This is a genomic window from Brevibacterium sp. CSND-B09 (assembly GCF_052906525.1).
Genome location: NZ_JBREGI010000001.1, coordinates 1,204,354 through 1,222,239, shown reverse-complemented (window position 1 = coordinate 1,222,239; position 17,886 = coordinate 1,204,354). Strand labels below are relative to the sequence as shown.

Below are 17,886 nucleotides of genomic sequence, written 5' to 3'. Positions count from 1 at the left end.
TGAGGGGCGGGTGAAGAGTGATCTTCACCCGCCCCTCAACTGTGTGTCGGTTGCTGATTGCGTTCCGCTCCAGGCCGTGTGCCACAGGTGGTCGGGCACCGGCGGCCGTCGGTTGGCCAGCGGAGGACTGCCGCCCATGCCAGGCAGACGCGGTCGGAACTCAGTCGTCGGTGACGGTGATGGTGACGTCGATGTTGCCGCGGGTGGCGTTCGAGTATGGGCAGACCTGATGGGCCTTGTCGGCCAGCGCCTGTGCCTCGGCTTTGTCGAGGTGCGGGAGGGTGACCTCGAGTTCGACAGCGAGCTGGAACCCGCCCTCATTGTTCTTGCCGATGCTCACTCGTGAGCCGACCGCAGAGTCGTCGACGTTCGCCTTGGCCTGACCGGCCACGAGGCGCAGCGCCGAGTGATAGCAGGCCGCGTAGCCGACCGCGAAGAGCTGCTCGGGATTCGTGCCGTTTCCGCTGCCGCCCATCTCCGCGGGTGTGGCGAGATCGACGTCGACCTTTCCGTCGTTCGTGCGCCCGTGGCCGTCGCGGCCTTCGCCGGTAGCCAGTGCCTCTGCAGTGTAGAGAGCCTTCATGATTCTTCCTTCCGTTGGCGGTGCGTTGTCGAATCAGTGGTGATCAGTGGGATCGATGGTGAAATGTGAGGTCAGTGGTGCAGTACGGGTTCAGTGGCGATCTGTGAAATCACAAGTGCGGTGTGAGTTCAATGGTGCGGCAGGGGGTCAGGGGGCTCGACGGGCGCGGGTTCCGCACGCAGGTTCCTCGTCAGTGTGCGCAGGGTCTCGAGCAGCTCGGGCATCGCGGCGGAGTCGAGCTGCGTGCGCTCACCAATGCGGGCCGGAACGCACTCGGCGCGCTCCTTGGCTGCGGCGCCCTCGGAGGTGGGGCGGATGAACACACTGCGCGAGTCCTCGGCGGAGCGGTGACGGGTGACGTAGCCGAGCGATTCCAGCCGCGACAGCAGCGGAGAGAGCGTGCCCGAATCGAGCTGCAGACGCTCGCCGAGGTGCTTGACGGTCACGCCGTCGGGCGCGGAATTCTCTTCCCACAGCACCAGCATCACCAGATACTGCGGATAGGTGATGCCGAGCTCGGCCAGCAGATCCTTGTATGACGCGGTCATTGCACGCGACGCCGAGTAGAGAGCGAAGCAGAGCTGTCTGTCGAGGTCGAGCGCATCCATGCCTAAATGGTCGCACACAATTCAATTGTGCACAACTGATTAATCGGAAGGCGGACGGACGGGGATCTCGGTGAACACAGCGGAGGGGCGGGCGAAGATCTCTCTTCGCCCGCCCCTCTAAAGTGCGGTGCCTCAGTCGTTCGCCGGCACTCGGTGTCGTGCGTCGGCGCCCGGTCAGCTCCGGCGTCGCGTCGGCACCCTGGCTCGGCCCCCGGTCACTGCTGCGGCCCGGCTCGGCCCTCGGTTACTGCTGTGGATTCTGCTTGGAGTTCTTCCACTGCTGAGCGGCCGCTTGAGCCGACTGGGCTGCAGAGCGAACGGACTGGCCGAGCGACTGGCCGGAACCTCCGGGGCCACCTGACCGACCGTCATGACCCGAGCCGTCGGGGCCATTGGAGCCGCCCGAGCTCGGCGGGTTGGACGGCTGAGGGGGAACGCTGGCCCGCTCGGAGCGGTGGCTCGAGGTGTACCGGCTCTCGGGTGCCGTGAAAGTCGCTCCATCCTCGGCGGCGTTGGCGGCGAAAAGGGCGTTGCGGATCTCCTGGCCCATTTCGCCCAGGCCGCCCGGGTTCGAGGGCATGAACAGCACGTTCGACCGGCCCTCCTGAGCGACGTTCTGCATGGTGTCGAAGTACTGGGTCATCATCAGCAGCTGCTCGGCCGTCTTGTCGATGCCCACCTCCTGCAGCTTCGCATACTGCTCGGCGATACCCGTCGCGATCGCCTTGCGCTGAGCGGCGACACCCTCGCCGTGGAGGCGCATCGCCTCGGACTCCGCCTGCGCCTGTGTGACGCGCTTGATCTTGTCCGCCTCGGCGAGCGACTGAGCGGCGACGCGGTCACGCTGTGCGGCATTGATCGAGTTCATCGAATCGCGGACCTTCGGGTCCGGGGTGATATCCGTGACCAGGCTGCTGACGATCTTGAAGCCGTAGCGCTTCATAGATTCCGAGAGCCGGCCCTCGACGTTCTCCGCGATATCGTCCTTCGACTCGAACGCCGTGTCCAGAGTCAGACCCGACAGCGCCGAACGAACGGTGTCGAAGACGTAGGAGCGGATCTGCTCCTCGGAGTTCGCCAGCTTGTAGTAGGCGTCGGCCACATTGTTCTCTTCGACGACGTACTGAACGGCGACGGGAACCGTGACGAAGACGTTGTCCTTCGTCTTCGACTCGATGTTGACCTCGAGCTGCTGGACGCGCAGCGAGATCGGCCGGCTCGTCGTCTCGATGAACGGCACCTTCGTGTTCAGTCCCGGCTTCGCCACTTTCTTGAACTTGCCGAATCGCTCGACGATGACGTTCTCCTGCGTCTTCACCGTGAAGAACATGCTGGTGCGCAGCTTGCCGAAAAGCAGAACGGCGATGATGAGGATGACGATGATTATGGCGAATGTGGCCACCAATCCAGTCATGGGTGCTCCAATGCGTCGTAGATTTCGGCCGCCGAGCGACCGCCTGTGACTACCACCCTAGTAGCCAGGACGGCATCCGCATATGCCAAGGTCGGTTGGCGTCACGGCCCAAGCGTCTCGACATCGAAGAGCGACTGCCGACACATCTGATGTCAGACGTATACTGGAGAATCAGCGTGTAACGACCAGCAGAAGGTGATCATGGCGGAGCCGACAGAGACCGGACGGAAAGTGACGACCTCCGACAGAATCAAGGATCTCATCCTCTCCGATGGTCTGCGTCCCGGAGACCTGCTGCCGACCGAAGGCGAACTGTGCACCCGCCTCGGCGTCTCGCGGTCGAACGTCCGGGAAGCCATCCGCAAACTCTCGACCCTCGACATCGTCGACGTCCGCCACGGCCACGGCACCTACGTCGGCGAGATGACGCTCGACGCGCTCGTCGAAGCCCTCGTCTTCCGAGGTGTGCTCAGCCCCGGTGACGACCTCGACGCACTGCGCGATGTCGTCGAAGTGCGCAAGGCCCTCGACCACGGAATGTCCGAGCAGATCGTCGACGCCCTCAACGGCACGGAGAATTCCGAGCTCAAGGGCCTGGTCGACGAGATGACAGCGCTCGCTGCTGACGGCAAGACCTTCCCGCAGCAGGATCGCGCCTTCCACACGGGACTGCTCGCGAAACTCGGAAACTCGCTCGTCGGCCAACTCGTCGCGGCGTTCTGGGATGTGCACACCGCCGTCCTGCCCAAACTTAACGTCGCTGTGGCCGCCGACCTGGAGCAGACCGCCCGTGCCCACGGCCTCATGCTCGAAGCGGCAGAATCCGGCGATGCCGAAGCCTTCCGCGCCGCGATCACCGCCCACTATGAGCCGATCATGCGCGCCCTCGAACAGAAGTGATTGACTGAACGCTGAAGGAGACCACATGGAAGTCGTCATCGCCGACGAATACACGCTGGCGGAGCTCGCCGCCGACGCGATCGAGGCGCTGCTGCGCACCGAAACCGCACCGGTCATCGGGCTGGCGACCGGCTCGAGCCCGCTGCGCATCTACGATGAGCTGACCACCCGCCACAAGAACGAGGGGCTGTCGTTCGCCCACGCGCAGGCGTTCATGCTCGACGAATACGTCGGAATCGCCGACGACCATCCGCAGCGCTATCGCAACGTCATCGACGCCGAGATCGCCACTCGCGTCGATTTCGCCGAGGGGGCCGTCCACGGTCCCGAGGGATCCGCCGATGACCTGGCGGCCGCCTCGGCGGACTATGAACACGAGATCGCCGAGGCGGGCGGGATCGACCTGCAGATCCTCGGGATCGGCAGCGACGGTCACATCGCGTTCAACGAACCCGGATCATCCCTGGCCTCGCGGACACGGGTGAAATCCCTGACGCACCAGACGCGGCTCGACAATGCGCGGTTCTTCGATGGCGACGTCGAGCAGGTGCCGAAGCTGTGCCTGACCCAGGGGTTGGGCACGATCATGGAGGCGAAGCATCTCGTGCTCGTCGCGACAGGCGGTAACAAAGCCGAGGCGGTGCATCAGATGGTCGAGGGGCCGATCTCGGCGATGTGGCCCGCGACCGTGCTGCAGATGCACCCGCATGTCACTGTCATGCTCGATGATGCGGCGGCGTCGAGGCTGCAGCTCGGCGACTATTACCGCCACGCGTTTGAGAACAAGCCGGAGTGGCAGAGCCTCTGAGCGATTTCGGCCCGGGCAGGCAGCTGGCGGGGCCTCGGAGCGAGATCAACCCGGGCGGGTAGCCGGTCAGCTCATCCCGGGCCGCTTACCTGCGAACTCAGCCCGGGCAGCTGAGTCGTGAACTCAGCCCTCGACGGCCTCGGTGAACCACGAGGTGATCGTCGCGGGATGCGTGATCGCGGTGCCCACGACCACGGAGTGGGCGCCGGCTTCACGCGCGGCGGTGGCATGCAACGGGGTGTGGATGCGGCCTTCGGCGACGAGCAGCGCAGGCGGTTCCGCCGCGCGGATGGCACTGATGAGCTCGAGGTCGGGGCCTTCGGTGGCCGGTCGTTCTCCCGAGTACCCGGCCAAAGTCGTGCCGACGATGTCCGCTCCCGCATCTGCCGCTGCCTTTGCATCGTCAAGGCTGCCGCAATCGGCCATGACCAGGGCGTTTGTCTGCTCGTGGAGGCGTTTGACCGTCTCGGCCAGGCTCAGTCCGTCGGGCCGCTCCCGCCGCGTCCCATCGAGTGCGACGATGTGGGATCCGGCCAGAGCGACCGCATAGGCATGCTGGTACGTCGGCGTGATGACGACTCCGTCCTTGCCGTCCTTCCACAGCCCGATGACCGGGACGTCGACGGCCGAGCGGGTTGCCTGAATGTCGCCGAGACCTTGCACTCGTACGGCTGATGCTCCTCCGCTGACCGCCGAGGCCGCCACCTGTGCCATCGTCCTCGGATCGCGCATCGGCTCGCCCGGATAGGCCTGAGCGGAGACGATGAGCCGTCCCCGCAGCGCCTCGAGGATCTCGGTCTTCGACAGCATCAGTGAGTCTCCTTCTTCTGGCGGTTCTCCTCGCCGTTCGGCGAGTTCGTCAGTGTGTTGGTTTGACAGGAGGGAAGCGTCTCAGTGCTTCTGGCCAGGCGCGTCATCCCAGAGGCCGGCAGCGCCGATGAGCGCGGCGTCCTGCCCCAATTCTGCCTTCACCAGCGGGGTTCCGGAGGCGGCGGGGATGAGTTCCGCGGCGAAAGCCTCGCGCAGAGGTGCCCACCAGGTCTCGTCCATATCGGCGAGTCCGCCGCCGATGACGACGAGCTCGGGGGAGAGCACGTTGACGATCCCACCGAGTGCCGAGCCGAGGGCACGCGCCCCGATGTCGAAGGCGCGAAGCGCCAATGCATCCCCCGCCGAGGCGGCCACCGCCAATTCTCGGGTGTTCACTGGCGCGGAGTCGGGCTCGGCGGATCCACGGGCCAGTCGCCGATAGGTATTGAGGATGGCAGGCCCCGAGGCAATGGCCTCGACATGGCCGGTGCCGCCGCACGGGCAGTCCAGACCGACCGCGGCGGCCGAGGGCACATGACCGATATGACCAGCCGCGGAGTTCCTGCCAGTGAGCAGATGCTCATCGGCGATGAACCCGCCTCCGATTCCGGTGCCCGCCGCGACGAGCAGGGAACTCCGAGTGTCGCTGGAGGTTCCGGCGGTGGCCTCGCCGAGGGCATGAGCGTGCACATCGTTGACGACGCGTACGGGAAGATCGGTGCGCGCAGTGAGTTCAGCGACCAGGTCCGTTCCGGCCCATCCGGGCAGCGACTCCGTCGCCGAGACCACAGTCCCCGTCACAGGGTCGACGGCCCCGGCCGCGCTGATGCCGATCCGCCATGCGAGGTCGCCGGAACAGTCCGTAGAGTCGATACCGGAACCATCCGCCCCGCGGTCACCGGAACGCTCATCAGCCGCGTCCCCGGTGGTCGAACCGGATCCGCCACGCGAACCCGACGTCTCCGCGATGACGGCGGCGGCCACCTCGGCGATGGTGTTAAGAACCGCCTGGGCACCATCTGCCGCGGGCGTCGGCACGCTGCGCACGTGCGCAAGTTCGCCGTCGATGACGGAGCCGGCACGGATCTTCGTGCCTCCGACATCGACGGCGACGGTGGCGGGCAGGGTCACAGCAGTCCTGCGGCGGCGACGATCTCGCGGACGCGCTCGGCCTCATCAGAGTTGAGCGCTTCCATCGGTTCGGCCATCCCGTTCGAGCCGATGACGCCCATGAGCTGCAGGGCCGTCTTGAATCCGCCGAGGCCCGCCGCACCTGCGGACACGCGTCCCGGGGTCGCGGCTCGGGTGATGTCGAACAGCGCCGCCACGCGGTCCTGCTCGGCAGCCGCTGCGTGCCAGTCGCCGGCCTTCGCGGCATCATAGATGCGCACATATCCGGCGGGGTCGACGTTGCCGAGCCCGGGGACGATGCCCGCCGCGCCGCCGAGCATCGCACCGTCGGTGACTACCTCGTGGCCGGTGAAGACGGCGAAATCGGGCAGGTGCTTCGTCGCGAGCAGCAGACGGCGGAAGCCGACATCGTCACCGGAGGAGTCCTTGACTCCGGCGATGACGCCCTCCTCGGCGAGGCGGACGAGAACGTCGAGCGGCATCTTCATATGCGTGCGCACCGGCACGTCATAGGCGAACAGGGGCACGCTGATATGGGCGGCGACGGCTCGGAGGTGGCGCTCCACCTCGGCGGCATCGGACAGCGCATAGAACGGCGTGGTTACGACGGCTGCGTCACCGCCGATGGCCAGCAGGCGGTCGGCTTCGTCGAGGACGCGGGTCGTCGTCTGCTCGCTGATGCCGACGAGGACGGGCACCCGGCCGGCGGCGGCCTCGATCGCGGTGGAGAGGACGAGGTCACGTTCGGCGTTCGTCAGGTACGGAACCTCGCCGGAGGACCCGAGGACGAAGATTCCGTGCACACCGCCGGCGACGAGGTGGTCGACGAGGGCGGCCAGCCCGGCGCGGTCGATCTCACCGTGCGCGGTGCGCGGGGTCAGCAGCGGCGGGATGATTCCGTGGAAGTCAGTCATGGTCGTGTCCTTACTTGTCGTTCTTGTCATTGCTCGCCGAGGCGGCCCCGGAGTCGGCCGGAGCCGATCCGGTCGTCGGGGCAGAGTCGGCGGAGATTGCGGGGGAGGAAGCCACGGATGCGGCAGGCTCCCGGGCAGGTTCGGTGGGGACTCGGCGGGTGTAGGCCGAGCGCTTTCCGTAGATCGTCAGCGGCAGCACATCGTGGTCGCCGCGGCCGCGCTGCATCGCTCCGGTGAGCAGGGAGATGAGGTAGCCGAAGACCATGGCGCCGATGAACGCGACGGTGGAGACGGCGAACGGTGTGAGTCCGGCCTGCTCCTGGACGACCCAGGCCAGTGCGGCACCGAGCAGGAGGCCGGCGAGCACTCCCGAGGTGTTCGCCCGCTTCGTGAAGATGCCGAGGGCGAAGACGCCGGCCAGCGGGACGCCGAAGAGCCCGGTGATCGAGAGGAACAGGTCCCAGGTCTGGGCTTGATCGGTCGCCGAGAGGTAGAGCGCAACCCCGACGGACAGGGCACCGATGATGACGATGACGGCGCGGGAGAAGCCGACTCCCGTGCGGGGCCGGCCGTCCTTGGGCGGGAAGAAGCGGTCGCGGATGTCGACGGTCACGCAGGCCGAGATCGAGTTGAGGCTCGAGGAGATCGTCGACTGCGCGGCAGCGAAGATCGCGGCGATGAGCAGACCCGAGACACCGGCCGGCAGAGCGGTGACCGCGAAGTAAGGCACGAGCGCCGAGGTGTTGAAGCCTTCCGGCAGAGCCTCCGAGCGCTGGTAGAAGCTGTAGAGCACGGTGCCGATGCCATAGAACAGCGGGATCGTCAGCAGAGCGAGGAAGCCGTTGACGATGAGCGAACGGGCCGTCGACTTCGGCGAATCCGTGGTCTGGTAGCGCTGGACGACGTCCTGGCTGGCCGTGTACTGGTGCAGGTTGTTGAAGACCGAACCGAGGAAGACGATCGGGATGGCCGCTGCGGCTCCGCCGAACTTCCAGTTGTCGGCAGAGATGAACTTGTCATCGGCTGCGGCGTCGGCGGCGACCGTGACGAGACCTCCGTCGATGGCCATGACGCCGAAGACGAGGATGACCGCAGCACCCACGAGGAGGATGATGCCCTGGACGACATCGGACCAGATGACGCCCTCGATGCCGCCGAGGAAGGTGTAGACGACCGAGAGCACGCCGACGGCTCCGGCGACGAGCGTCGGGTTGATGTCGGTGACCGAGCTGATGGCCAGTGTCGGCAGGTAGATGACGATGGCGACGCGGCCGATGTGGAAGAGGACGAAGAGAACCGAGCCGAGCACGCGGATGCTCGGGCCGAAGCGCTCCTCGAGGTACTCGTACGCCGTGGTGACGTCGAGCTTGCGGAAGAACGGGATGTAGAAGAGCACGAGCAGCGGGACGATCGCGAAGATCGCGATATTGCCGGCTGCATAGGACCAGTCGGTGAGGAAGGCCTGCTCGGGCGTGGACATATACGTGATCGCCGACAGCGTCGTCGCGTAGATGGAGAAGCCCGCCGCCCAGGCCGGGATCCGCCCGCTGGCCTTGAAGAACTCCTCTGTTCCGCCGCTTGCTCTCTTGGTGAACCAGACTCCGATGCCGAGGGTGGCCAAGAGGTAGATGATGATCACGGCCCAGTTGAGGCCGCCGAGTCCCGGAGCGTCCATGCTCCCTCCTCACGTGGATGAACGTAGGGGACCGGCGCGGGCGTGAGTGCGAGCGGAAGTCCCATCTGACTTATAGAACCAACACGTAAGACGTATGATGTCCTATGTTGTGAATGTACGGGAATGTGCGGCACGGCACAACCCGGCAGACGGTGGATGTGTTAGCCGCGCTGGTGAGGGTGGGCGGATCATGTGGGGCCGACGACAATCGGGCGCCGCTTATTGAACACTCTTTCAGTTTCCAATACATTCGGTGAAAGACGATGACGTGCAGCAGTCGTGCTGTGAGCCGATTCCATGGCCGAATACGAGGAGACGCGGTGCCCGACCAGCAACCACTTGACGGAGTCACGGTGATCAGTCTCGCCGTGAACCTGCCCGGCCCCTTGGCCGCCGCCCGATTGAGCGCCCTGGGAGCCGAGGTCATCAAGGTCGAACCGCTCACCGGCGACCCTCTCGATGCCGCTGCGCCCGAGTACTACCGAGAACTGACCGTCGGCCAGGACATCCGCAGAATCGACCTCAAGGATCCCGCCGGCAAGGCAGAGCTCGAGGCCCTCGCCGCCGATGCCCAGGTGCTGCTGACGGCGATGAGACCGCGGGCGGCGGCCGCTCTCGGCCTGCCCGAGCTCGTCGAACAGCTTGGGCTTGTCCATGTCGAGATCGTCGGCTTTGCCGGAGACCGCGCCGATGTGCCCGGCCACGACCTCACCTATCAGGCAGCACACTCCACACTCGTACCTGGCACGATGCCGACCGTGCCCATCGCCGACGTCCTCGGCGGCGAACACGCCGCCCTCGAGGCGCTCGCCGGTTTGCGCCAGAAGGAGCAGCTGGGTGCCGCCGGCGGCATCGTCAAGCGGATCGTCCTCGATGATGCTGCCGCATGGGCGGCAGGACCGGCACGGCACGGTCTGAGCTCACCCGGGGGCCACCTCGGCGGGGGATCGCCGTTCTATCGGACCTACCCGACGTCCGATGGGCACATCGCCGTCGCCTGCCTCGAGCCCCATTTTGCGAAGGCGTTGGCCGCGCACATCGGCACCGAGGAGGCCGTGCTCGAGAGCACGTTCGCCGGGAAGCCGACCGCGCACTGGGTGGATTTCGCCGCAGAGCACGACCTGCCGATCGAACGAGTCGCGCTCGGTTCCGGTCAGAATCCAGGTCGCTATCGGACACATTCGGCGAACAGGAATATCCGATGCTGACCTAGACTCGAGTGCTGGTGTCCGATGGTGACCTGAAGTCGGGATGTGCGGTCGAATGCGACGGGGAAGTCTCAGCTCGACAAATCCCACCTGTATGCCCCCTCAAGACCGAGCATTCGCGCGTGTGAGAAGATTGAGGGCGTGTCGAAAGTACTTGAGATCCTGACCCCGGAGGGCCTTCCGCCGCTGGCCGAAAAGCCCGGTGTCTCCTTCATCATGCCGGTCCTCAACGAGGCCGAACACATCGAGCAGGCGATCACCACGATTCTCGCGCAGGAGTATGACGGGGACAAGGAGATCGTCCTCGCCCTCGGTCCCTCGACCGACGATACGAACGCCATCATCGAGTCGATGGCCGCGCGTGATCCGCGGATCCAGACGGTCGACAATCCGCAGGCCGCGACTCCGATCGGGCTCAACCTCGCGATCGCCGCGACCCGACACCCGGTGATCATCCGCGTCGACGCGCACTCCGGACTCGGCGCCGACTACACCAGTCAGGCCATCGACACCCTGCGCGAGACGAAGGCCGCGAACTGCGGCGGGCTCATGCTCGCCCGCGGCAAGACCTCCTTCCAGAAGGCCGTGGCGCGGGCATACATGTCCCCGGTCGGCCTCGGCGGTCCCGCCTACCACTCCGGCGACGAGGCGCAGGAAGCCGAATCGGCCTACCTCGGGGTCTACCGTCGGGAAGTGTTCGACGACCTCGGCGGATTCGACGAAGGCATCAAACGCGGTCAGGACTGGGAACTCAACCTGCGCATCCGCTCCGCCGGCGGCCGCATCTGGTTCAACCCGGAGATGGAAGTCACGTACTGGCCGCGCGGCACCTGGTCGAAGATCGCGCAGCAGTTCTGGGCCACCGGAATCTGGCGGGCCGAACTCATCCGCCGCTACGGGTCGCAGAACTCCATCCGCTACTTCGCCCCTCCGCTGCTCGTGCTCGGCATGGGCGCGGCCGTGATCGAGACCCTGCTCCAACTGTCCGGATCGACGAAGCGGTGGCCGAAGTTCCTCCGCCGCTTCACCTCCCTCATCCACGTCCCCAGCTTCGGCTACATCGCCGGAATCCTGGCCACCGCCTCGGCGGCGAAGGACTGCGGACGACGCGAGCGATTCTGGTTCGGTATCGTCCTGCCGACCATGCACCTGTGCTGGGGCGCCGGGTTCCTCCGGGGACTCGTCACCGGAGCCGGAACGACGAAGGACAGCAGCCGATGAGCAAGAAGAAACCGAGCCGGGCCCACCGGGACCGCTACGGCCGCGGCACCAATGATCCGCTGCCGAGCGTCGATCCCGAATCCCGCGAGCGGATTCCCGTGCCCGATCGTCCCGAGCCGAAGAAATTCAACGCACCCCTGTGGGCCGGCGCCATCGTCGTCCTCCTCGTCGCGGGGGTGTTCGCGATGAACATCTTCGGTTCCAAGGACCAGCTGACCGTCGATTCGCTCAACCCACCGGCCGTGGGCGCCCTCGACGGCGGATCCTCGGTGTACCCGGCGAACTCGAAGCTTGCCTTCACCGAGAACGTGAAGTTCGGCTACCTGCCCGCGCCCACACTCACCGCGCTGGGCGACGGCACGATCGTGGCCGCGAACCCGGAGACCGCAGCCGAGGACATGGGCCTGAAGAAGGGCCTCGACGAGCTCGACGCGCACGAATTCCTCGACCAGACCATCAAACCGGCCCGCAAGGACACGAGTCCCGGCGATCCCATCACCTGGGACCAGATCGTCGACGAGTTCGGCGGGGACACCGTTTTCATGCCCGCCATCGACTCCGCCGAGGTGGCCACCCCGGCATTGAAGGCCATCACCGAGGCGGGGCTCGAGGACTCGACGCTCGTGCGCACCGATGACCCCGAGGTGGCCCGTGCCGCCGCCGATGCCGGAGTCGGCGCTATGTTCACCGGGGACTACACGGTGAGCTCGGCGGAGGACCTCGATTCCGGCGGGTACTCGGCAATGGCGGTTCGCGCCGATGATGCGTCGACCTGGGCCGAAACGGACCTGGCCGTCTGGGCCACCGATGTCAAGGACAAGAAGCAGCTCGAGAAGCTCGCCGACGCCGGGGTCACCGGAGCACTGAGTGCGAACCCGTACAAGGTGCTGCCGTCCGAAGTGAAGAAGAACTGACTGCGGCCCCGAGCTGAACGTGACGCTGGGGCGGACAGCCGCCTCGGCGAGAAAATGTTGACTATGACCCCGACTACGAAGGAGACGCAATGACCCAGCCCATCGGCAACCCGTCGCATATCGGAAACCTGGATGCCAGCCGGCTCGGCCCACAGCCGACCTACCTGCCCGACGACCACCCGGACGTCGACGCTCGCAAGCGCATCGACGCAGGTGAAGAGCCAATCGATGTCGCGGCCGCACTGCCGGCCTCGTCCCTGGCCTGGGCAGAACTCGCGGATGAAGCGCACCAGGAAGGCCGCCTCGTCGACGCCTATGCCTACGCCCGCGTCGGCTACCACCGCGGACTCGATGCCCTGCGCGCCGCCGGTTGGCGCGGCGCTGGACCGATCCCGTATTCGCATGAGGTCAACCGCGGATTCCTCCGTGCGCTCTACGCGCTCGGCCGTGCCGCCGGAGCGATCGGCGAAGGCGAAGAGGCCGCGCGAATCGAGGAATTCCTGCACTCCTCTGACCCGAAGGCAGTGGAAGCCATCGGCCGCGGGGAGTAGGCCCGCCGCAGCTTTTTCGGACAGATCGGCCTTCGTGGTGCGTGAGCAAACGCACCGCGGAGGCCGATTGTGCTTGTCGGCAGGGCGGCGTAGAACTATATGAATGGGTAATGTTTCCGAGACGGTCATGACGGCAGAGCAGCGCAAGATCCTGGCGGTGATGCTCGTCCCGATGTTCATGTCGCTGCTGAGCGTCTCGATCGTCAATGTCATCCTCCCCGACATGCAGCGCTCGATCGGCGCCTCGAATTCGGCGATCCAGTGGGTGCTCTCGGGGTATACGCTCGCGTTCGGCGTGCTGCTCGTGGCCGCCGGCCGAGCCGGTGACCTCTTCGGCCGTGGTCGGCTCTTCGTCATCGGCGTCAGTGTCTTCGCCCTCGGTTCCCTCATCTCGGGACTGTCCCCGGACCCGCTCGTGCTCAACATCGCCCGTGTCGTCATGGGTCTCGGCTCCGGCCTGCTCAGCCCCCAGGGGGTGGGGATGCTCCAACAGTACTTCCACGGCCAGGTGCGCGGTCGCGCCTTCGGGATGTTCGGCACGATCGTCGGTGTCTCCGTGGGCATCGGCCCCGTGCTCGGCGGTGGACTCATCGCTGTTCTCGGCGACGAGTGGGGATGGCGTTCGGCGTTCCTCATCAACGTGCCGATCGCCCTGGCCGCAATCATCCTCGGCCGGTTCTGGCTCCCGAGGAGCGCCTGGGTCGGCGCCGGCACCGATTCCGACTCGCACGGCCGACGCCGCGCCGACTTCGACCCGGTCGGGCTCGTTCTGCTCGGCGTGGGCACGTTGCTGGTCATGCTGCCCTTCCTCGAGCGCAGCGCAGGTGCCTGGATCTACGCCCTCGTCCCGGTCGGCGTCGCCGTCGTCTGGCTGTGGGTGCGGTGGGAGAACCGATACTCTCGCCGAGGCGGATCACCGATGGTCGACATGCAGCTGTTCCGGACACGCAGCTTCGCCTACGGGGCGTCGCTGACGTCCATGTATTTCGTCGGTATGCCCGGCATCTGGGTCATCGTCGCGCTCTACCTGCAGAACGGTCTCGGATTCCCCGCCCTCCATGCGGGCCTCGTCGGTCTGCCCTCGGCGCTGCTCTCGGCGATCGCAGCACAGGCGGCCGGCCGTGTCGTGCTCACCTTCGGCCGGAAGATGGTCGTCCTCGGGGTCGCAATCGGTCTGACCGGGGTCGTCGCCTCGGCGCTCCTCGTGTTGGCGCATGAGGCCTGGGGGATCAGCATCTGGTGGCTGCTCCTCACACTCGGGGTCACCGGCCTCGGGCAGGGCATGGCGATCAGCCCGAATCAGACGCTCACTCTGGCTGAGGTGCCCGTCGAGTATGCGGGCAGCTCGGGCGGTGTGATGCAGACCGGGCAGCGGGTGGGCACGGCCATCGGCATCGCAATCGTCACCGCCGTGTTCTTCGTCGTCCAGCCGGTGGCCGGCTACGGCGCCGCCATCGTCGCGGGCTTCGGTTTCATTGCGCTCGTCATCGTCTTCGCCGGAATCATCGGACTGGTCGATCTTGCTCGCGGTCGGGCCAAGGCCCGGCAGGAGGGGCGGCCGGTCAGGAGCTGAGCCCCGGTCCGACGGCATCGTCGATTTCCGCGTCGAGGTGCTCAATCAGAACGACGAGGCCGTGCCGAATGCGAGTTAAGTGTGCGCAGATTGCACGTCTACTCACCATTAGCGGGCAAGTTGAGCACACCTAATTTTCGATTGTGGGTGAGGGACGCGGCTCACGCGGGGGAGAGGGGCCTGTTCGCGCGTCTGGGCGGAGGCGACTCGGCCGGGTCAGTCGCGAGATTCGGGGGCGGTCGCCTCGGCGCGTTCGATGTCCTGGGCGGCGAACACGGCGTCGAGGAGGCCGGGGAAACGGGCGTCGAGATCGTCCTTGCGCAGGGTATTCATGATCTTCGTGCCCTCATATTCCTGGCGGATCACACCCGCTTCGCGCAGTGTGCGGAAGTGGTAGGTCGCCGTGGACTTCGACACCGGCAGCTCGAAGGTCGCACACGCATGATCGCCGAAAGCGTCGTTGAGTTTGCAGGCGACGGTCCGGCGGACCGGGTCGGCGAGGGCGGCCAGGACGGTGTCGAGTCTCATCTCGTCCCTGCTGGGGTGGTCGAGTGTGCGCATCTGGATCCTCCCTTCTCGCCATCGTGTGGGTCAGCGTCGGTGGATGTCGTCTGAACAGCCACCGATCACAGGTAGCGCCGTATCTCTCCCATTGTACGAAATATTTGGTAGTACGAAATTCATCGTAGTAAAGTGCAAACTCGAAGTACGAAGAATCTCATACTTCCAGACGACTGCTTTCGACGAGATCACGAGGTGTCATGTCTCATCTGCTGTTCGAACCGCTCACACTGCGCGGCCTGACCTTCCGCAATCGGATCTGGGTTCCGCCCATGTGCCAGTACTCCGTCGAGACTCTAGACGGGGTCCCCGCTCCTTGGCACACCGTCCACTACGGTGCGATGGCCCGCGGCGGAGCCGGCGCCGTCATCGTCGAAGCCACCGGAGTCGCTCCGGAGGCGCGCATCTCGGCCAAGGATCTGGGGCTGTGGAACGACGAACAGCGCGATGCCTTCGTCCCCATCGTCGACTTCCTCCACTCGCAGGGCGCGGCCGCCGGCATCCAGCTCGCCCATGCCGGCCGCAAGGCCTCGACCTATCCGGAGTGGGGCACCGACCGCGACGGCAGCCTGCCTGTCGACGAAGGCGGTTGGCAGACCGTGGCTCCGTCCGCACTGGCCTTCGACGGCCTCGCCGAACCGCGCGCGCTGACCGAGGATGAGATCGCCGAGGTGGTCGCCGCCTTCCGGTCCTCGACCCGCCGGGCGATCGAGGCCGGGTTCGACTTCGTCGAGATCCACGCCGCACACGGATACCTCCTCCACGAGTTCCTGTCCCCGCTGAGCAACACCCGCACCGACTCCTACGGCGGATCCTTGGAGAACCGGGCCCGACTGCTGCTCGACATCGTCGATGCCACCCGCACCGAGGTGGGCGAGGACGTTCCCGTGTTCGTGCGCCTCTCCGCGACGGACTGGACAGAAGGCGGGCTCACACTCGACGACACCGTCCACGTCGCCGGATGGCTCAAGGAACACGGCGTCGACCTCATCGACGTCTCCTCCGGCGGCAATGTGATGGCGTCGATTCCCGTCGGTCCCGGCTACCAGACGACCCTGGCCGCCGGCGTGCGGCAGGGATCGGGGCTGCCGGCCGCGGCCGTCGGCCTCATCAGCGAACCGTTCCAGGGCGAGCACATTCTGGCCACCGGCCAGGCCGATGTGATCCTCGTGGGCCGTGAGTACCTGCGCGATCCGAACTTCGCGCTGCGCGCCGCCGACGCACTGCGCTTCGACATCGACTACCGCCCGGCTCAGTACCACCGCGCGTATAAGTGAGTTGAGGCAGAGTCGCTGGAGCGGCTCAATGCTCATACGCTGACGGCCCAGTTGAAGGTGAAAATCTCAGATTTGAATATGGGCTCTTCACCTTCAAATGGGCCGTTAGGCGTCTGGCATCTGCGCGGACAGCGTCTCGCCGAGGGTGAGCGTGTGGAGATGTGGCTGAGCCCAGAACGGTCGGTCGCAGCTAAGCCAGGCCGCCGAGCCACATTCCGATCGCCGCGGCCGCCGTGGCGAAGACGAGGGTGCCAAGCCCGTTGACCAGGCCGGCGACCCAGCGACGTTCCTGGAGAAGCCGAACAGTCTCGAAGCTCGCCGTCGAAAACGTCGTATAGCCGCCGAGGAATCCCGTGCCGAGCACCAGGTGCCAGGCTTCCGGAAGCAGGTTCGCTCCGGCCAGTCCGGTCAGCAGGCCGAGCACGAGTGATCCCGAGACATTGATGATGATCGTTCCCCACGGCAGGGCCGTGCTCATGCGGGACTTGATGAGTCCGTCGATCAGCATTCGTGATGAGGCGCCGAGTCCGCCGGCGGCGGCAAGGGCGACGAAGACCAGCGGCGTCATCGGGCACCTCCTCGACGCAGCGTCGTCGCCGTGGCGATGCCGGCGAACGTGGCGAGACCGCCGATGAGTACCGTTCCCACCGCGTAGGCAAGGCCGATGCCGGGGTTGCTCGCACCACCCGGATCCGCGCCGAGGAGACCAGCGGTATCCGCGGCCAGCGCGCTGTACGTGGTGAACCCGCCCATGAAACCGGTGCCGACCAGGATCCGTGTTCGGCGACGCCACCCTTCATCGGGACCGCTGCGCGCCAGGGAATCCAGCAGCAGGCCGAGCAGGAACGCCCCGAGGATGTTGACCGTGAGGATTGCCCACGGCACATCGCCGAGGGGCGGCAGGCTCAGACTGATCGCCTCGCGTGCCGCGGTTCCGAGTACGCCGCCGATGAACGCGAGCCCCAGATAGGACAGGCGCAGGTGGACCGGCCGGGTCACTGCTCGCCCTCGCCGGCTTGAGTCTCGGCAGCGGGGGAAGCGCCAGGGGTCGGCGACGTCGCAGGGGATTCGGGGTTGCCCATGTCGTCGGTGCCTGTCGCCAGCGGAACGACGACGAGGGGGCGATGCTGGCGCCTTGACAGTTGGATCGCGACCGAGCCATTGAAGAACTCATGCAGTGAGCCGCGAACACCTGCGCGACGGACGCCGAGGATGATCATGCGGGCATCGAGCGCCTCGGCGAGCCGGTCGAGTTCCTGTGCCGGTGACCCGGCCAGTGCGCGGGTCGACCAGGCAACATTCGTGCCTTCCAGGGCTACAGCGATGCGGTCCTGGAGTTCGGGGTCGAACTCGGTGGCTGCCTCGTCGGTGGTGTCCGGATCGATGGGCATCGAGAGCACGGAACCGTCGGGACGAGTCTCAACGGTGTAGCGGGAGTCGTCGACGTGGGCGCAGACGAGCTCGGCGTCGAAGTGGGCGGCGTAGTCCGCGGCGGCGGCGATCACCTCGGCGGGCTGATCGGGGACGACGCCGAGGATGATGCGGGCGCGCGGCGGCCCGTCGTATATCGGATCGGGGCTGGCGGTCATGGTCTCTCCTACCTTTCGGGCATGCTGAAGCCGGTCGAGGTAGGGACTGTTGTCGAAGACGAACACCGAGGTTCCGCTTCCGAGGTTGGGTACGGCGAGCCCCACCGCCGTGCCGCGCAGTCGCGACACCAATATTGTGCCACAGGACC

Annotated in this window: 19 protein-coding genes; 8 read left to right on the top strand and 11 right to left on the bottom strand. The window is 66.3% G+C overall.

Annotated features, from left to right (window positions below):
- Nucleotides 1-160: 160 nt before the first annotated feature.
- From ACU4IU_RS05775 to ACU4IU_RS05765, 3 genes are all read right to left on the bottom strand, one after another.
- A complete protein-coding gene (locus ACU4IU_RS05775; protein ID WP_139469879.1) occupies nt 161-583 on the bottom strand; it encodes an organic hydroperoxide resistance protein in 423 nt (140 codons plus the stop codon).
- A gap of 128 nt (nt 584-711) precedes the next feature.
- The gene (locus ACU4IU_RS05770; RefSeq protein ID WP_446656115.1) at nt 712-1,191 is read right to left on the bottom strand and encodes a MarR family winged helix-turn-helix transcriptional regulator; all 480 of its coding nucleotides are present in this window, start codon (nt 1,189-1,191) and stop codon (nt 712-714) included.
- Between the two features lie 244 nt (nt 1,192-1,435).
- A complete protein-coding gene (locus ACU4IU_RS05765) occupies nt 1,436-2,605 on the bottom strand; it encodes an SPFH domain-containing protein (protein ID WP_446656114.1) in 1,170 nt (389 codons plus the stop codon).
- A gap of 201 nt (nt 2,606-2,806) precedes the next feature.
- On the opposite strand from ACU4IU_RS05765, the gene ACU4IU_RS05760 reads away from it, so the two are divergent.
- A complete protein-coding gene (locus ACU4IU_RS05760) occupies nt 2,807-3,505 on the top strand; it encodes a FadR/GntR family transcriptional regulator (RefSeq protein ID WP_446656113.1) in 699 nt (232 codons plus the stop codon).
- Nucleotides 3,506-3,530: 25 nt separating this feature from the next.
- Complete coding sequence (nagB, locus tag ACU4IU_RS05755) at nt 3,531-4,313, top strand: glucosamine-6-phosphate deaminase (RefSeq protein ID WP_446656112.1); 783 nt, start codon at nt 3,531-3,533, stop codon at nt 4,311-4,313.
- Between the two features lie 123 nt (nt 4,314-4,436).
- Here nagB and ACU4IU_RS05750 read toward each other — a convergent pair whose 3' ends face one another.
- The 4 genes from ACU4IU_RS05750 to ACU4IU_RS05735 all read right to left on the bottom strand — a co-directional run bounded on the left by ACU4IU_RS05750 (nt 4,437) and on the right by ACU4IU_RS05735 (nt 8,843).
- Nucleotides 4,437-5,123 carry an N-acetylmannosamine-6-phosphate 2-epimerase gene (locus ACU4IU_RS05750; protein WP_446656111.1) on the bottom strand — a complete coding sequence of 229 codons (687 nt, stop codon included), beginning with the start codon at nt 5,121-5,123 and terminating at the stop codon, nt 4,437-4,439.
- An 81-nt stretch (nt 5,124-5,204) separates the two neighbouring features.
- A complete protein-coding gene (locus tag ACU4IU_RS05745) occupies nt 5,205-6,254 on the bottom strand; it encodes an ROK family protein (RefSeq protein WP_446656110.1) in 1,050 nt (349 codons plus the stop codon).
- A complete protein-coding gene (locus ACU4IU_RS05740) occupies nt 6,251-7,168 on the bottom strand; it encodes a dihydrodipicolinate synthase family protein (RefSeq protein ID WP_446656109.1) in 918 nt (305 codons plus the stop codon). The genes ACU4IU_RS05745 and ACU4IU_RS05740 overlap by 4 nt, the downstream gene beginning before the upstream one ends.
- A 10-nt stretch (nt 7,169-7,178) precedes the next feature.
- Complete coding sequence (locus tag ACU4IU_RS05735; RefSeq protein WP_446656108.1) at nt 7,179-8,843, bottom strand: sodium:solute symporter; 1,665 nt, start codon at nt 8,841-8,843, stop codon at nt 7,179-7,181.
- Between the two features lie 320 nt (nt 8,844-9,163).
- On the opposite strand from ACU4IU_RS05735, the gene ACU4IU_RS05730 reads away from it, so the two are divergent.
- The 5 genes from ACU4IU_RS05730 (at nt 9,164) to ACU4IU_RS05710 (ending at nt 14,310) form a co-directional block, all read left to right on the top strand.
- Nucleotides 9,164-10,051 (top strand): CoA transferase, encoded by an 888-nt coding sequence (locus tag ACU4IU_RS05730; RefSeq protein WP_446656107.1) that lies wholly within the window; start codon nt 9,164-9,166, stop codon nt 10,049-10,051.
- Nucleotides 10,052-10,192: 141 nt separating this feature from the next.
- Nucleotides 10,193-11,272 carry a glycosyltransferase family 2 protein gene (locus tag ACU4IU_RS05725; RefSeq protein WP_446656106.1) on the top strand — a complete coding sequence of 360 codons (1,080 nt, stop codon included), beginning with the start codon at nt 10,193-10,195 and terminating at the stop codon, nt 11,270-11,272.
- Complete coding sequence (locus ACU4IU_RS05720) at nt 11,269-12,186, top strand: hypothetical protein (RefSeq protein ID WP_446656105.1); 918 nt, start codon at nt 11,269-11,271, stop codon at nt 12,184-12,186. Before ACU4IU_RS05725 ends, ACU4IU_RS05720 begins: the two co-directional genes overlap by 4 nt.
- Nucleotides 12,187-12,275: 89 nt before the next feature.
- A complete protein-coding gene (locus ACU4IU_RS05715) occupies nt 12,276-12,737 on the top strand; it encodes a DUF3151 domain-containing protein (protein WP_376905447.1) in 462 nt (153 codons plus the stop codon).
- 103 nt (nt 12,738-12,840) lie between these two features.
- Nucleotides 12,841-14,310 (top strand): MFS transporter, encoded by a 1,470-nt coding sequence (locus ACU4IU_RS05710; protein ID WP_172174926.1) that lies wholly within the window; start codon nt 12,841-12,843, stop codon nt 14,308-14,310.
- Between the two features lie 216 nt (nt 14,311-14,526).
- Here the strand turns inward: ACU4IU_RS05710 and ACU4IU_RS05705 are convergent, their stop codons facing one another.
- Nucleotides 14,527-14,871 (bottom strand): ArsR/SmtB family transcription factor, encoded by a 345-nt coding sequence (locus ACU4IU_RS05705; RefSeq protein WP_139469891.1) that lies wholly within the window; start codon nt 14,869-14,871, stop codon nt 14,527-14,529.
- Between the two features lie 200 nt (nt 14,872-15,071).
- On the opposite strand from ACU4IU_RS05705, the gene ACU4IU_RS05700 reads away from it, so the two are divergent.
- Nucleotides 15,072-16,148, top strand: a complete 1,077-nt coding sequence (locus tag ACU4IU_RS05700; RefSeq protein WP_376905444.1) for an NADH:flavin oxidoreductase/NADH oxidase — start codon at nt 15,072-15,074, stop codon at nt 16,146-16,148.
- A gap of 190 nt (nt 16,149-16,338) precedes the next feature.
- On the opposite strand, the gene crcB is transcribed toward ACU4IU_RS05700, so the two are convergent.
- From crcB to ACU4IU_RS05685, 3 genes are read right to left on the bottom strand one after another with little or no spacing between them, the layout of a single operon-like run.
- Nucleotides 16,339-16,716, bottom strand: coding sequence for a fluoride efflux transporter CrcB (crcB, locus tag ACU4IU_RS05695; protein ID WP_259358784.1), 378 nt, complete (start codon nt 16,714-16,716; stop codon nt 16,339-16,341).
- Nucleotides 16,713-17,147 (bottom strand): fluoride efflux transporter FluC, encoded by a 435-nt coding sequence (locus ACU4IU_RS05690; RefSeq protein WP_259358783.1) that lies wholly within the window; start codon nt 17,145-17,147, stop codon nt 16,713-16,715. The genes crcB and ACU4IU_RS05690 overlap by 4 nt, the downstream gene beginning before the upstream one ends.
- Nucleotides 17,144-17,866, bottom strand: coding sequence for a universal stress protein (locus ACU4IU_RS05685; RefSeq protein WP_446656104.1), 723 nt, complete (start codon nt 17,864-17,866; stop codon nt 17,144-17,146). Before ACU4IU_RS05685 ends, ACU4IU_RS05690 begins: the two co-directional genes overlap by 4 nt.
- Between the last annotated feature and the right edge of the window lie 20 nt (nt 17,867-17,886).